The sequence below is a fragment of the Streptomyces sp. URMC 123 genome (assembly GCF_051386515.1).
Lineage (GTDB): Bacteria > Actinomycetota > Actinomycetes > Streptomycetales > Streptomycetaceae > Streptomyces.
This window is the reverse complement of record NZ_JBPQTV010000159.1, coordinates 1-14817: the sequence shown is the minus strand read 5'-3', so window position 1 is coordinate 14817 and position 14817 is coordinate 1. Positions and strand designations below refer to the sequence as shown.

Here is a 14817-nt window from a genome sequence, read left to right as displayed (position 1 = left end):
CCGCGAGCACCCGGTGGCCGTTGCGGAGCGCGTCCGACAGCCGCTCGACCAGCAGCACACCGGCGCCCTGCGCGCCCAGGCCGCCCGGCTGCGCGCCCACCTGGAGCGCCACCCCGGCGCCGCGCCCGCCGACATCGGCCACGCGCTGGCCACCGAGCGCGCCGCGCTCGCCCACCGCGCCGTCCTGCTCGGCGACGCCGGCGACGGCGGCGGCACCGCTGACACGGGCGATACCGCTGGCTCCGGCGTCACCGGCGCCCCCGTCGACGCCCTCGCGGCCCTGGCCGCCGGCGAGATCACCCCGGACGCCGTCACCGGCACCGCCGCCGACGTCCGCCGGGTCGCCTTCGTCTTCCCCGGCCAGGGCTCCCAGTGGGCCGGCATGGGCGCCGAACTGCTCGACACCTCGCCCGTCTTCGCCGCCGAGCTGCGGCGCTGCGAGCGCGCCCTCGCCCCCCACGTGGACTGGTCCCTCACCGACGTGCTGCGCGGCGCGCCCGGGGCCCCCGGGCTCGACCGCGTCGACGTCGTCCAGCCCGCCACCTTCGCCGTGATGGTCTCCCTCGCGGCCCTGTGGCGCTCCCTGGGCGTCGAACCGGCCGCCGTCGTCGGCCACTCCCAGGGCGAGATCGCCGCCGCCCACGTCGCCGGCGCGCTCTCCCTCGACGACGCCGCCCGCGTCGTGGCCCTGCGCTCCCGGGTCATCGCCCGCGAACTGGCCGGGCGCGGCGGCATGGCCTCCGTGGCCCTGCCCGCGGCCGACGTCGAGGAGAAGCTCGCCGCCGCCGGCACCGCGGGCGCCGTCGAGATCGCCGCCGTCAACGGCCCCGCGTCGACCGTCGTGTGCGGCGAACCCGGCGCCCTGGAGGCGCTGCTGCGCGCCCTGGAAGCCGAGGGCACCCGGGTCCGCCGCATCGACGTCGACTACGCCTCCCACTCCCACTACGTCGAGAGCGTCCGCGAGGAGCTCGCCACCGTCCTCGCGCCCGTCCGGCCGCGCGCCGGCGACGTGCCCTTCTACTCCACCGTGGAGGCCGCGCTCCTCGACACGGCCGCGCTCGACGCCGACTACTGGTACCGCAACCTGCGCCGGCCGGTGCGGTTCGAGCCGGCCGTGCGCGCCATGCTCGCCGACGGCGTCGACGCGTTCGTGGAGTGCTCCCCGCACCCCGTGCTCACCGTCGGCGTCCGCCAGACCGTTGAGAGCCTCGGCACCGCCGTGCCGGCCGTCGGCTCGCTGCGGCGCGGGGAGGGCGGGCCGCGGCGCTTCCTCACCTCCGCCGCCGAGGCCCAGGTCGCCGGGGTGCCCGTGGACTGGGCCGCGCTCCACCCCGGCGCCCGCCGGGTCGACCTGCCCACCTACGCCTTCCAGCGCGAGCGCTACTGGGTCGGCTCCGCCCGGCCCGAGCCGGCGCCCGCCGCCGGCGACACCGACGGCGCCCCCGAGGCCGGCGACCGGCTCGGCTACCACGTCGCGTGGCAGGGGCTGCGCCCCGCCACCGGCGGCTGGCGCCCCGGCCTGCGCCTGCTGATCGTGCCCACCGGGGAGCGGCACGCCGACGTCGCCGACACCGTGGAGCGGGCGATCACCTCCTTCGGCGGCACGGTCCGCCGCGTCGCCGTCGACCCCGCCCGCACCGGCCGCGCCGAACTGCGCGGCCTGCTGGAGCCGGCCGTCAACGGCGACACCGCCGTCACCGGCGCCGTGTCGCTGCTCGGACTCTGCGTCGAGGAGCACCCCGAGCACCCCGCCGTGCCCACCTCGGTCACCGCCACCCTCGCCCTCGTCCAGGCGCTGGCCGACCTCGGCGGCAGCGCGCCGCTGTGGACCGTCACCCGCGGCGCGGTCGCCACCGCGCCCGACGAGGTGCCGTGCACCGCCGGGGCCCAACTGTGGGGCCTGGGCCGGGTGGCGGCGCTGGAGCTGCCCGAGCTGTGGGGCGGCCTCATCGACCTGCCCGAGCGGGCCGACGCCCGCGTCTTCGACCGCCTCGCCGGCGTCCTCGCCGACCCCGGCGCCGAGGACCAGATCGCCCTCCGGACGGCGGGCGTCTTCGGCCGCCGGGTGCTGCGGAACCCGGCCGACGCCGCCCCGCCGGCCTGGCGCGCCCGCGGCACCGTCCTCATCGCCGGCGACCTCACCACGGTGCCCGGCCGGCTCGTCCACGCCCTCCTGGAGGACGGCGCCGACCGCGTGGTGCTCGCCGGGCCGGACGCCGACGCGGACACCCTCGCCGCCGCCGGGCTCACCGGCGCCGCCGTCACCCCCGTACGCTGCGACGTCACCGACCGCGCCGCCCTGGCCGGGCTGCTCGACGCGCACGCGCCCGCCGTCGTCGTGCACGCCCCGCCGCTCGTGCCGCTCGCCCCCCTCACCGAGACCACGCCCGCCGACATCGCCGCCGCCGTCGCCGCCAAGACCGCCGCCGCCCGGCACCTGGTGGACCTGGCGCCCGCCGCCGGCCTCGACGCGCTGGTGCTGTTCTCCTCGGTGTCCGGCGTGTGGGGCGGCGCCGCCCAGGGCTGCTACGCGGCCGCCACCGCGCACCTGGACGCGCTCGCCGAGCGCGCCCGCGCCGCGGGCGTGCCCGCCGTCTCCGTGGCCTGGAGCCCCTGGGCGGGCGCCGCGCCCGCCGGCGGCGCCGATGCCGAGTTCCTCACCCGGCGCGGCCTCGCCCCCCTCGACCCGGACGCGGCCGTGCTGTCCCTGCGCCGCATGCTGGAGCGCGGCAGCGCCGCCGGCGCCGTCGCCGACGTCGACTGGAACCGCTTCGCCGCCTCCTACACCTCCGTCCGCCCGGCCGTGCTGTTCGACGACATCCCCGAGGTGCGGCGGCTGCGCGCGGCCCAGCCCGCCACGGGCACCGGCGGCCCGGCCACCTCCGAGCTCGTCCGCGAACTGACCGCCCAGTCCGGCCACAAGCGGCACGTCACCCTGCTGCGGCTGGTGCGCGACCACGCCGCCGCCGTCCTCGGGCAGTCCTCCGGCGAGGCGGTGAACAGCGCCCGCGCCTTCCGCGACCTCGGCTTCGACTCGCTGACCGCCATCGAGCTGCGCGACCGGCTCGCCGCCGCCACCGGGCTCAACCTGCCCGCCTCCCTGGTCTTCGACCACTCCAACCCGGCCGCGCTCGCCCGCCACCTCGGCGAGGAGCTCCTCGGCCGCGGCGACACCGCCGACCGCGCCGACGCCGCCGCCCCCGTGCCCACGGACGAGCCCATCGCCATCATCGGCATGGCCTGCCGGCTCCCCGGCGGGGTGCGCTCCCCCGAGGACCTGTGGGACCTGCTCACCGGCGAGGTCGACGCCATCACCCCCTTCCCCACCGACCGGGGGTGGGACAACGACGCCCTCTACGACCCCGACCCCGGCTCGCCCGGCCACCACACCTATGTCCGCGAGGGCGGATTCCTGCACGACGCGGCCGAGTTCGACCCCGGCTTCTTCGGCATCAGCCCCCGCGAGGCCCTCGCCATGGACCCGCAGCAGCGGCTGATCCTGGAGACCGCCTGGGAGTCCTTCGAACGGGCCGGGATCGACCCGGTCGAGCTGCGCGGCAGCCGCACCGGCGTCTTCGTCGGCACCAACGGACAGCACTACGTGCCGCTGCTCCAGGACGGCGACGAGAACTTCGACGGCTACATCGCCACCGGCAACTCCGCCAGCGTGATGTCCGGCCGGCTCTCCTACGTCTTCGGCCTGGAGGGCCCCGCCGTCACCGTCGACACCGCCTGCTCGGCCTCGCTGGCCGCCCTCCACCTCGCGGTGCAGTCGCTGCGCCGCGGCGAGTGCGACATGGCGCTGGTCAGCGGCGCCACGGTGATGTCCACCCCCGAGATGCTGGTGGAGTTCGCCCGCCAGCGGGCCGTCTCGCCCGACGGCCGCAGCAAGGCGTTCGCCGAGGCGGCCGACGGCGTCGGCCTCGCCGAGGGCGCCGGCATGCTGCTGGTCGAACGGCTCTCGGAGGCCCAGGAGAAGGGCCACCCGGTGCTGGCGGTCGTCCGCGGCACCGCCGTCAACCAGGACGGCGCCAGCAACGGCCTGACCGCGCCCAGCGGCCCCGCCCAGCAGAAGGTCATCCGCGAGGCGCTCGCCGACGCCGGGCTGACCCCCGCCGACGTCGACGCGGTCGAGGCGCACGGCACCGGCACCCCGCTGGGCGACCCCATCGAGGCCGGCGCCCTGCTGGCCACCTACGGCGCCCGGCGCCGCGACGGCGAACCCCTCTGGCTGGGCTCGCTGAAGTCCAACATCGGCCACACCCAGGCCGCCGCCGGGGTCGCCGGCGTCATCAAGATGGTGCTGGCCATGCGGCACTCCACGCTGCCGCGCACCCTCCACGTCGACGCGCCCTCGTCGAAGGTCGAGTGGGGCTCGGGCGCGGTGGAGCTGCTGACCGAGGCGCGGCCCTGGCCCGAGCGGGACGACCGGCTGCGCCGGGCCGGCATCTCCTCCTTCGGCATCAGCGGCACCAATGTGCATGTCGTCATCGAGGAGCCGCCGGAGCCCACCGCGCCCGAACTGCTCTCGCCCGACCCGGCCACCGACGGCGACGTGTGGTCCGAGGAGTGGTGGCAGGAGGTGACCGTGCCGCTGATGATGTCCGCGCACAACGAGGCCGCCCTGCGCGACCAGGCGCGGCGGCTGCGCGCGGACCTGCTCGCCCACCCCGAACTGCACCCGGCGGACGTCGGCTACACCCTCATCACCACCCGCACCCGCTTCGAACAGCGGGCCGCCGTGGTCGGCGAGAACTTCACCGAGCTGATCGCCGCCCTCGACGACCTCATCGAGGGCCGCCCGCACCCGCTGGTGATGCGGGGCACCGCCGGCACCGCCGACCAGGTGGTGTTCGTCTTCCCCGGCCAGGGCTCGCAGTGGCCCGAGATGGCCGACGGGCTGTTCGACCGCTCCACCGCCTTCCGGGAGACCGTACGCGCCTGTGACGCCGCGCTCCGGCCCTACCTCGGCTGGTCCGTGCTGGACGTGCTGGGCCGGGAGCCCGGCGCGCCCTCGCTCGACCGGGTCGACGTGGTGCAGCCCGTGCTGTTCACCATGATGGTCTCCCTCGCCGCCACCTGGCGCTCGCTGGGTGTCGAACCGGCCGCCGTCGTCGGCCACTCCCAGGGCGAGATCGCCGCCGCCCACGTCGCCGGCGGCCTCTCCCTGGACGACGCGGCGCGCATCGTCGCCCTGCGCAGCCAGGCGTGGCTGCGGCTGGCCGGTAAGGGCGGCATGGTCGCGGTGACCATGTCCGAGCGCGAGCTGCGCCCGCGGCTGGAGTTCTGGGGCGACCGGCTCGCCGTCGCCGCCGTCAACAGCCCCGAGACCTGCGCCGTCGCCGGCGACCCGGACGCCCTCGCGGAGCTGGTCGCCGAACTCGCCGCCGAGGGCGTGCACGCCCGCCCGATCCCCGGCGTCGACACCGCCGGGCACTCGCCGCAGGTCGACGCGCTGGAGGACCACCTGCGGGAGGTGCTGGCCCCGGTCGCGCCCCGCTCCTCCGACATCCCGTTCTACTCGACGGTCACCGGCGGGCTGCTCGACACCGCCGAGCTGGACGCCGACTACTGGTACCGCAACATGCGCGACCCGGTGGAGTTCGAGCAGGCCACCCGCGCCCTGATCGCCGACGGCCACGACGTGTTCCTGGAGACCAGCCCGCACCCCATGCTGGCCGTCTCCCTCCAGGAGACGATCACCGACGCCGGTGCCTCGGCGGCGGTCCTCGGCACCCTGCGCCGCGGCCAGGGCGGCCCGCGCTGGCTGGGCGTCGCCATCTGCCGCGCCTACACCCACGGCGTGGAGATCGACGCCGAGGCCATCTTCGGCCCCGACTCGCGCCATGTGGACCTGCCCACCTACCCGTTCCAGCGCGAGCGCTACTGGTACAGCCCCACCAGCCGCGGCGGCGACCCCGCCTCCCTCGGCCTGGACGCCGCCGACCACCCGCTGCTCGGCGGGGGAGTGGAGCTGCCCGGCTCCGGCGAACAGCTGTACACCGCGCGCATCGGCACCGACGCCACGCCCTGGCTCGCCGACCACGCCCTGATGGGCTCGGCGCTGCTGCCCGGCGCCGCGTTCGCCGACCTCGCGCTGTGGGCCGGCCGCCAGGCCGGCACCGGCCGGATCGAGGAACTCACCCTGGCCGCGCCGCTGCTGCTGCCCGAGAGCGGCGGCGTCCGGCTGCGGCTGACCGTCGGCGCGCCCGGCGGCGACAGGGCCCGGCGCTTCACGGTGCACGCCCGCGCCGAGAGCGCCACCGACTGGACGCTGCACGCCGAGGGACTGCTCGCGGCGGAGGGTGCTGACGGCTCTGACGGCGCGGATGGCGCTGACGGTTTCGCCGACGACGCCGCTGCCGACGCCGGCGCGCCCGGTGCCCCGGACGCCGCCGCGGTGGCCCCGCCGCCGGACGCCGAGCCCCTGGACACCGGCGACTTCTACGACCGCTTCGCCGAACTCGGCTACGGCTACGGCCCGGCCTTCCGCGGCCTGGTGAGCGCGCACCGCGCCGGCACCGACATCCACGCGGAGGTCGCCCTGCCCGCGCAGGCCCAGGGCGACGCGGGGCGGTTCGGGCTCCACCCGGCGCTGCTCGACGCGGCGCTGCAGACCATGAGCCTGGGCGAGTTCTTCCCCCGGGACGGGCGCGTCCGGATGCCCTTCGCGCTGCGCGGCGTGCGGCTGCACCGGCCCGGCGCCGACCGGCTGCGGGTGCGGATCTCGCCCGTCGCCGAGGACGCCGTACGCATCCGGTGCGCCGACCCCGAGGGGCGGATGGTCGCCGAGATCGACGCGTTCCTGATGCGGCCGGTCGACCCCGAGCAGCTGCGCGGCGGCCGCCCGGTGGGGGCCGACGCGCTGTTCCGCGTCGCCTGGCGCGAGCACACCGCCGGCGGTGGCGGTACGGGCGCGGGCAGCACGGGCACCGGTGGTAGGAGCGCCGGCGGTACGAGCGGTGGCACCGGTTCCGCCGCGGCGGTCCGCTGGGTGCTCGCCGGGCCCGACGCCCTGGGCCTCGCCGAGGCCGCCGACGCGCACCTGCCCGAGGCGCTCGCCCCCGACGGCCCGCCGGTGGCCACGGCCGACGAGGCCGCCCCGGACGCCGTCGTGTTCGGCGTGCCGGCCGGGACCGGCGACGTCACCGCCGACGCCCACGCCGCCGCCTGCCGGACGCTGGACGTCGTCCAGCGCTGGCTCGCCGCCCCGGCCGCCCCCGAGGGCACCCGCCTGGTCGTCGCCACCCGCGGCGCCGTCCCCGTGCGCGGCGACGCCGATGTGACCGACCCGGCCGCGGCCGCCGCCTGGGGCCTGCTGCGCTCCGCGCAGGCCGAGGAGCCCGACCGGTTCCTGCTGGTTGACCTGGACGACGACCCGGCGTCCGCGCGGGCCCTGTCCGCCGCCCTGGCCTCCGGCGAACCGCAGACCGCCGTCCGCGCCGGGACGGTGTACGTGCCCCGGCTGGAGCGGTCCGGCACCGCGCCCACCGGGACCGGCACCCCCTCCGCCGGCGACAGCCGGCCCGACGGCCCCGGCGGCGCGCTCACCCCGCCCGAGCACGGTGCCTGGCGGCTGGCCCGCGGCACGGACGGCACCCTCGACGGCCTGGCGCTGGTGCCGGCGCCGGACGCCGACGCCCCGCTGGAGCACGGCCAGGTGCGCGTCGCCGTACGCGCCGCCGGTGTCAACTTCCGCGACGCCCTCCTCGCCCTGGGCATGTACCCCGGCGAGGCCGAGATGGGCACCGAGGGCGCCGGCGTCGTCGTCGAGGTCGGCCCCGGCGTCACCGGGATCGCCCCCGGCGACCGGGTGCTGGGCCTGTGGAACGGCGGCTTCGGCCCGGTGTGCGTGGCCGACCACCGGCTGCTCGCCCCCATCCCGGACGGCTGGACGTACGCCCGGGCCGCGTCCGTCCCCGCCGTGTTCCTCAGCGCCTACTACGGGCTGGTCGCCCTCGCGGACCTGCGCCCCGGGGAGACGGTGCTGGTGCACGCCGCCGCCGGCGGCGTCGGCATGGCGGCCGTGCAGATCGCCCGCCACCTCGGCGCCGAGGTGCTGGCCACCGCCAGCGCCGGCAAGTGGGACACGCTGCGCGCCATGGGCGTGCCCGACGAGCGCATCGCCTCCTCCCGCACCCTCGACTTCGCCACGGCCTTCGCCGGCGCGAACGGCGCGGCCGGCGCCGATGTCGTCCTCAACTCGCTCACCCGCGAGTTCGTGGACGCCTCCCTCGGGCTGCTGCGCCCCGGCGGCCGGTTCCTGGAGCTCGGCAAGACCGATGTGCGCGACCCCGACCAGGTGGCGGCCGACCACCCCGGCGTCCGCTACCGGGCCTTCGACCTGCACGAGGCCGGCCCCGACGAGCTCGGCCGCATGCTGCGGGAACTGATGGCCCTGTTCGCCGAAGGAGCGCTGCGCCCGCTGCCCGTCGTCACCCACGACGTGCGCCGGGCCGCGGACGCGCTGCGCACCCTCAGCCAGGCCCGGCACACCGGCAAGCTCGTGCTGACCATGCCGCCCGCCTGGCACCCGTACGGCACGGTGCTGATCACCGGTGGCACCGGCACCATCGGCGGCCGGATCGCCCGCCACCTGGTCACCACCCACGGCGTACGCCATCTGCTGCTCGCCGCGCGCAGCGGCCCCGATGGCGAGGGCGCGGCCGACCTCGTGGCCGAACTCGCCGACCTGGGCGCCACCGCCACCGTCGTCGCCTGCGACGTCGCCGACCGCGCCGCCCTGGCCGGACTGCTCGACGGCGTGCCGGCCGAGCATCCGCTGATGGCGGTGGTGCACAGCGCCGGCGTCCTCGACGACGGCGTGCTGCCCACGCTCACCCCCGAGCGGATGCGGCGCGTGCTGGAGCCGAAGGTGGCGGCCGCCGTCCACCTGGACGAACTCACCCGCGAGCTCGACCTGTCGGCGTTCGTCCTGTTCTCCTCCAGCGCCGGCCTGCTGGGCAGCCCGGCCCAGGGCAACTACGCCGCGGCCAACGCCACCCTCGACGCCCTCGCCGCCCGGCGGCGGGCCCTCGGCCTCCCGGCCGTCTCCATGGCCTGGGGACTGTGGTCCGACACCAGCCGGATGGCCACCGCCCTGGACCAGGACAGCCTTCAGCGGCGCTTCGCCCGCAGCGGCTTCCCGCCCCTGTCGGCGGCCCTGGGCACCGCGCTGTTCGACGCCGCCCTGCGGGTGGACGAGGCCGTCCAGGTCCCCATGCGGCTGGACACCGCCGCGCTGCGCGCCACCGGGACGGTGCCGCCGCTGCTGTCGGAGCTCGTCCCCGCCGCCCCGGCCGGCGCGCCCGGCACCCGGGCCGCGGGCCCGGGCGCCGCGGCGGGCGCGGAGCACACCGCCGAGCCCTTCGCCGAGCGGCTGGCCCGGCTCTCCGCCGAGGAGCGCCACGACACGCTGCTCGACCTGGTGCGCGAGCACGTGGCCGCGGTGCTCGGCCACGGCTCCGCCGCGGAGGTCCGCTCCGACCGGCCGTTCCGCGAGGTCGGCTTCGACTCGCTCACCGCCGTGGAACTGCGCAACCGCATGAGCGCCGTCTCCGGCCTCCGGCTGCCCGCCACCCTGGTGTTCGACCACCCCACCCCGGCCGCCCTGGCCGCCCACCTCGACGGCCTGCTGGTGCCCGAGCGGGCGGCCGCCGACGCGCCGCTGCTGGCCGAACTCGACCGCATCGAACAGGCCCTGGCCGCCCTCACCCCCGAAGATCTCGCGGCGGTGGCGCCCGCCCCCGACGCGCGGACCGAGGTCGCCCTGCGCCTGGAGGCCCTGGCCGACCGCTGGCGCGCCCTCCACGACGGAGCCGCCGGCACCGGCGCCGCCGACGGCGTCGCCGAGGACATCGCCGACGTCCTGGACACCGCCGACGACGACGAGATCTTCGCGTTCATCGACGAGCGGTACGGCGCGTCATGACCGCCGGCCCGGCACCCTCCCGCCCGTCCTCGAAGGGAAGAACCACTGTGGCGACGAACGAAGACAAGCTGCGCGCCTACCTCAAGCGCGTGACGGCCGAGCTGCACCGGGCCACCGAGCAGCTGCGCGCGCTCGACGAGCGGGCCCGCGAGCCCGTCGCGATCGTCGGGGCGGCCTGCCGGCTGCCCGGCGGCGTCCGCGGCCCGGAGGACCTGTGGGACCTGGTGCTCACCGGCACCGACGCGGTCGGCCCCGCCCCGGCCGACCGCGGCTGGGACGTGGCGACGCTGTACTCGCCCGACCCCGACCGGGCGGGCACCACCTACTGCCGCGAGGGCGGCTTCGTCCGGGGCGTCGACCGGTTCGACCCCGGCCTGTTCGGGATCTCCCCCAACGAGGCGCTCACCATGGACCCCCAGCAGCGACTGCTGCTGGAGACCTCCTGGGAGGCGCTGGAGCGGGCCGGCATCGACCCCCGGTCGCTGGCCGGCAGCCGCACCGGCGTCTTCGCCGGCGCGTGGGAGAGCGGCTACCAGAAGGGCGTCGAGGGCCTCGACGCCGACCTGGAGGCCCAACTCCTCGCCGGAATCGTCAGCTTCACCGCGGGCCGGGTCGCCTACGCGCTCGGCCTGGAGGGCCCGGCGCTGACCATCGACACGGCCTGCTCCTCCTCGCTGGTGGCCCTGCACCTCGCGGTGCAGTCGCTGCGCCGCGGCGAGTGCGACCTCGCGCTCGCCGGCGGCGCCACCGTCATCGCCGACCCCGCCCTCTTCGTCCAGTTCTCCCGGCAGCGCGGGCTCGCCCCCGACGGCCGCTGCAAGGCGTTCGCCGAGGCCGCCGACGGCTTCGGCCCCGCCGAGGGCGCCGGCATGCTCCTGGTCGAGCGGCTGTCCGACGCCCGGCGGCTCGGCCACCGGGTGCTGGCGGTCGTGCGGGGCAGCGCGGTCAACCAGGACGGCGCCAGCAACGGCATCACGGCGCCCAGCGGCCCCGCGCAGCGGAAGGTCATCCGCGACGCGCTCGCGGACGCCGGGCTCGCCCCGGGCGACATCGACGCGGTCGAGGCGCACGGCACCGGCACCCCGCTGGGCGACCCGATCGAGGCCGGCGCGCTGATGGCCACGTACGGCGCCGAGCGCCGCGGCGAGCCGCTGTGGCTGGGGTCGCTCAAGTCCAACATCGGCCACACGCAGGCCGCGGCCGGTGTCGCCGGCGTCATCAAGATGGTCGAGGCCCTGCGCCACGGGACGCTGCCGCGCACGCTCCACGTCGACGCGCCCTCGTCGAAGATCGAGTGGGACGCGGGCGCCGTCGAGCTGCTCACCGAGGCGCGGCCCTGGCCCGAGCGGGAGGACCGGCCGCGCCGGGCCGCCGTCTCCTCCTTCGGCGTCAGCGGCACCAACGCCCATGTGGTGCTGGAGCAGGCGCCGGCCGCCGAGCCCCGAGCGGAGGGGGCGGAGACGTCCGAGGCGCCGACCGCCGAAGCCCAGGCTCACGGCAAGGCGCCGGCCGGCGAGGCCGCGGCCCCCGCGCCCGGAGAGGCGCAGCCGCACCCCGCGCCGACCGCCCTCCCCGCCACCGTCCTCCCGCTGTCCGCCGCCGGCGCGGAACCCCTGCGCGAGCAGGCCCGCCGCTTCGCCGAACACCTCGCCGCGCACGCGGAGATCACTTCCGCCGACGCCGCCTTCTCCGCCGCCACCACCCGCGCCGCGCTCTCGCACCGGGCCTGTGTCCTCGCCGACGAGCGGGAGCCGCTGATCGCCCGGCTGACCGCGCTCGCGGAGGGCCGGCGGGACGCCGACGTCACCGTCGGCGAGGCCGGCAGCGACCGGCCCCCCGTGTTCGTCTTCCCCGGCCAGGGCTCCCAGTGGGCCGGCATGGGCGCCGAACTGCTGGAGTCCGCCCCGGTGTTCCGCGCCAAGGCCGAGGAGTGCGCGCGGGCCCTCGCGCCCCACCTCGACTGGTCGGTGCTCGACGTGCTGCGCGGCGCGCCGGGCGCCCCGCCCATCGACCGCGCGGACGTGGTCCAGCCGGCGCTGTTCACCATGATGGTCTCGCTCGCCGCGCTGTGGGAGGCCCACGGCGTGCGGCCCGCCGCCGTCGTCGGCCACTCGCAGGGCGAGATCGCCGCCGCCCACGCCGCCGGCGCCCTCTCCCTCGACGACGCGGCCCGGGTCGTCGCCGAACGCAGCAGGCTGTGGGGGCGGCTGGCCGGCAACGGCGGCATGCTCTCCGTGATGGCCCCGGCCGACCGCGTACGCGAGCTCCTGAAGCCCTGGGAGCGGCGGATCTCCGTCGCCGCCGTCAACGGCCCCGCCACGGTCACCGTCGCCGGTGACACCGAGGCCCTGGAGGAGTTCGGCCGTCGGCTCTCCGCCGACGGGGTGCTGCGCTGGCCCCTTCCCGGCGTCGACTTCGCCGGCCACTCGCCGCAGGTCGAGGAGTTCCGCGCCGAACTCCTCGCCGCGCTCGCCGGCGTCCGCCCGACCGCCGCCCGGCTGCCGTTCTTCTCCACCGTGACCGCCGGCGCCCACGACCCCGAGAACCTGGACGCCGCGTACTGGTACCGCAACATGCGCGAGCCGGTCGAGTTCGAGGCCACCCTGCGGGCGCTGCTGCGCCAGGGCCACCGCACCTTCGTCGAGATCGGCCCGCACCCCCTGCTCGGCCCCGCGATCGACGAGGTCGCCGAGGACGAGGGCGTGCACGCCACCGCGCTGGCCACGCTCCATCGCGACTCCGGCGACCTGAGCCGGTTCCGCGCCTCGGTGGGCGCCGCGTTCGCCCACGGCGTCCGCGTCGACTGGGCCCCGCTCTTCGAGGGCACCGGCGCCCGCCGGGTGCCCCTGCCCACCTACCCCTTCCGCGGCGACCGGTTCTGGCTGCCGACCACCGTCGCGCGGCGCACCGCGACCGCCCCGGCCGCCGCCTCCACCTCCGCCGCCTGGCGCTACCGCGTCACCTGGACCGAGCTGGACGCCCCCGGCGCCAGCGCGCCGTCCGGCCGCTGGCTGCTGCTGGAGACCCCGGGCAGCGCGCCGGGCGCGGCCGACGCCGCGGCCTCGGCGCTGGGCACGGCCGGCGCGGTGGTGGAGCGCCGGGCGGTGGACCCGGCCGCGGTCGGACGGGCCGGCATCGCCGAGTACCTCGCCGGCCTCGAGGCCGACCCCCGGGGCCTCGCCGGGGTGCTGGTGCTGGCCGGCCACGGGGAGGACGCGGCCCCGGCCGACGCCGCCCCGCTCGACCCGGGCACGGCCGCCGTGCTGCTGGTGGTCCAGGCCGTGACCGACGCCGCGCCGAAGGCCCGGGTCTGGGTCGCCACGCGGGGCGCGGTGGCGGTACGGCCCGGGGAGGTGCCGTGCGCGACGGGCGCCCGGGTGTGGGGCCTGGGGCTGGTGGCCGCCCTGGAGGCGCCCGCGCAGTGGGGCGGCCTGGTGGACCTGCCGACGGAGCCGGAGGAGCGCGACTGGCGGCACCTGGCCGCGGTGCTCGCCGGCGGCACGGACGAGGACCAGATCGCGGTACGCGGCCCGGCGCTGTTCGGCCGCCGCATGCTGCCGGCTGCTGCTCCCGGGGCTGTACGGGCGCCGTGGCGGCCTCGGGGGAGTGTGTTGGTGACGGGTGGTACGGGTGGTTTGGGTGGTCATGTGGCGCGGTGGTTGGCGCGGGAGGGTGCGGAGCATCTGGTGCTGGCCGGGCGTCGTGGGGCCGCGGCTCCGGGTGCTGCGGAGTTGGAGCGGGAGTTGGTGGGGCTGGGGGCGAAGGTGTCCTTTGCCGCGTGTGACATGGCCGATCGCGCTTCCGTGGCCGAGTTGGTGAAGTCCGTTGAGGCGTCGGGGGTGCCGTTGCGTGCGGTGTTCCATGCGGCGGGTGTGCCGCAGGTGACGCCGCTCGGCGAGGTGACGCTGGAGGAGGCCGCGGGGGTGCTGGCGGGCAAGGCCGTGGGTGCGGAGCTGCTGGACGAGCTGACCGCGGATGCCGAGCTGGACGCCTTCGTGTTGTTCTCCTCGGGTGCCGCGGTGTGGGGCAGTGGTGGGCAGTCGGTGTACGCGGCGGCCAACGCGCATCTGGACGCGCTGGCCGAGCGGCGCCGGGCCCAGGGCCGCCCCGCCACCTCCGTCGCCTGGGGCCTGTGGGGCGGTGACGGCATGGGCGCGAGCGACGGCGTCACCGACTTCTACGCCGAGCGCGGACTCGCCCCGATGCGGCCGGACCTGGCCATCGAGGCCCTGCACGACGCGCTGACGCGGAACGACACCTGTGTCACGGTCGCCGACCTCGACTGGGAGCACTTCGTCACCGGGTTCACCGCCTTCCGGCCCAGCCCGCTGATCTCCGACATCCCCCAGGTCCGCGCCCTGCGGGACGCCGCGCCCGCCGTCGACGCCTCGGACGGGCTGCGCCGCCGCATCGACGCCGCGCTCACCCCGCGCGAGCGCGCCAAGGTGCTGGTGGACCTGGTCCGCACGGTGGCGGCGGAGGTCCTGGGCCACGACGGCATCGGCCGCATCGGCCACGACGTCGCCTTCAAGGAGCTCGGCTTCGACTCGCTGGCCGCCGTGCGGCTGCGCGGCCGGCTGGCCGAGGCGACCGGGCTCGTCCTGCCCGCGACGGTCATCTTCGACCACCCCACGGTGGACCGGCTCGGCGCCGCGCTGCTGGAGGAGCTGACCGGCGGCGACACCGCGACGAACGACGGGGAGGGCACGGTGACGGTGGCCGGCGCCGCCGGGAACGAGCCGCCGGCGGTCGCGGCGGCACCGGCGGAAGCGGCGGACCCGGACGCCGGAATCGACGAACTCGACGTGGACGAGCTCATCCGGCTGGCGACCTCCGGCACCCCGGCGCCCGACGCGGCGCCCCCCACCCCGTAACCGCACCGCGCC

The 14817-nt window shown here is 77.6% G+C and carries 1 protein-coding gene and 1 pseudogene; both read left to right on the top strand.

Annotation, left to right across the window (positions count from 1 at the left end):
• Positions 1-13: 13 nt before the first annotated feature.
• Positions 14-9931, top strand: coding sequence for an SDR family NAD(P)-dependent oxidoreductase (locus tag ACSNOD_RS18935; RefSeq protein ID WP_436768152.1), 9918 nt, complete (start codon positions 14-16; stop codon positions 9929-9931).
• 47 nt (positions 9932-9978) lie between these two features.
• A pseudogene (locus tag ACSNOD_RS18930) lies at positions 9979-14577 on the top strand (type I polyketide synthase); the annotation flags it as partial.
• Positions 14578-14817 lie beyond the last annotated feature (240 nt).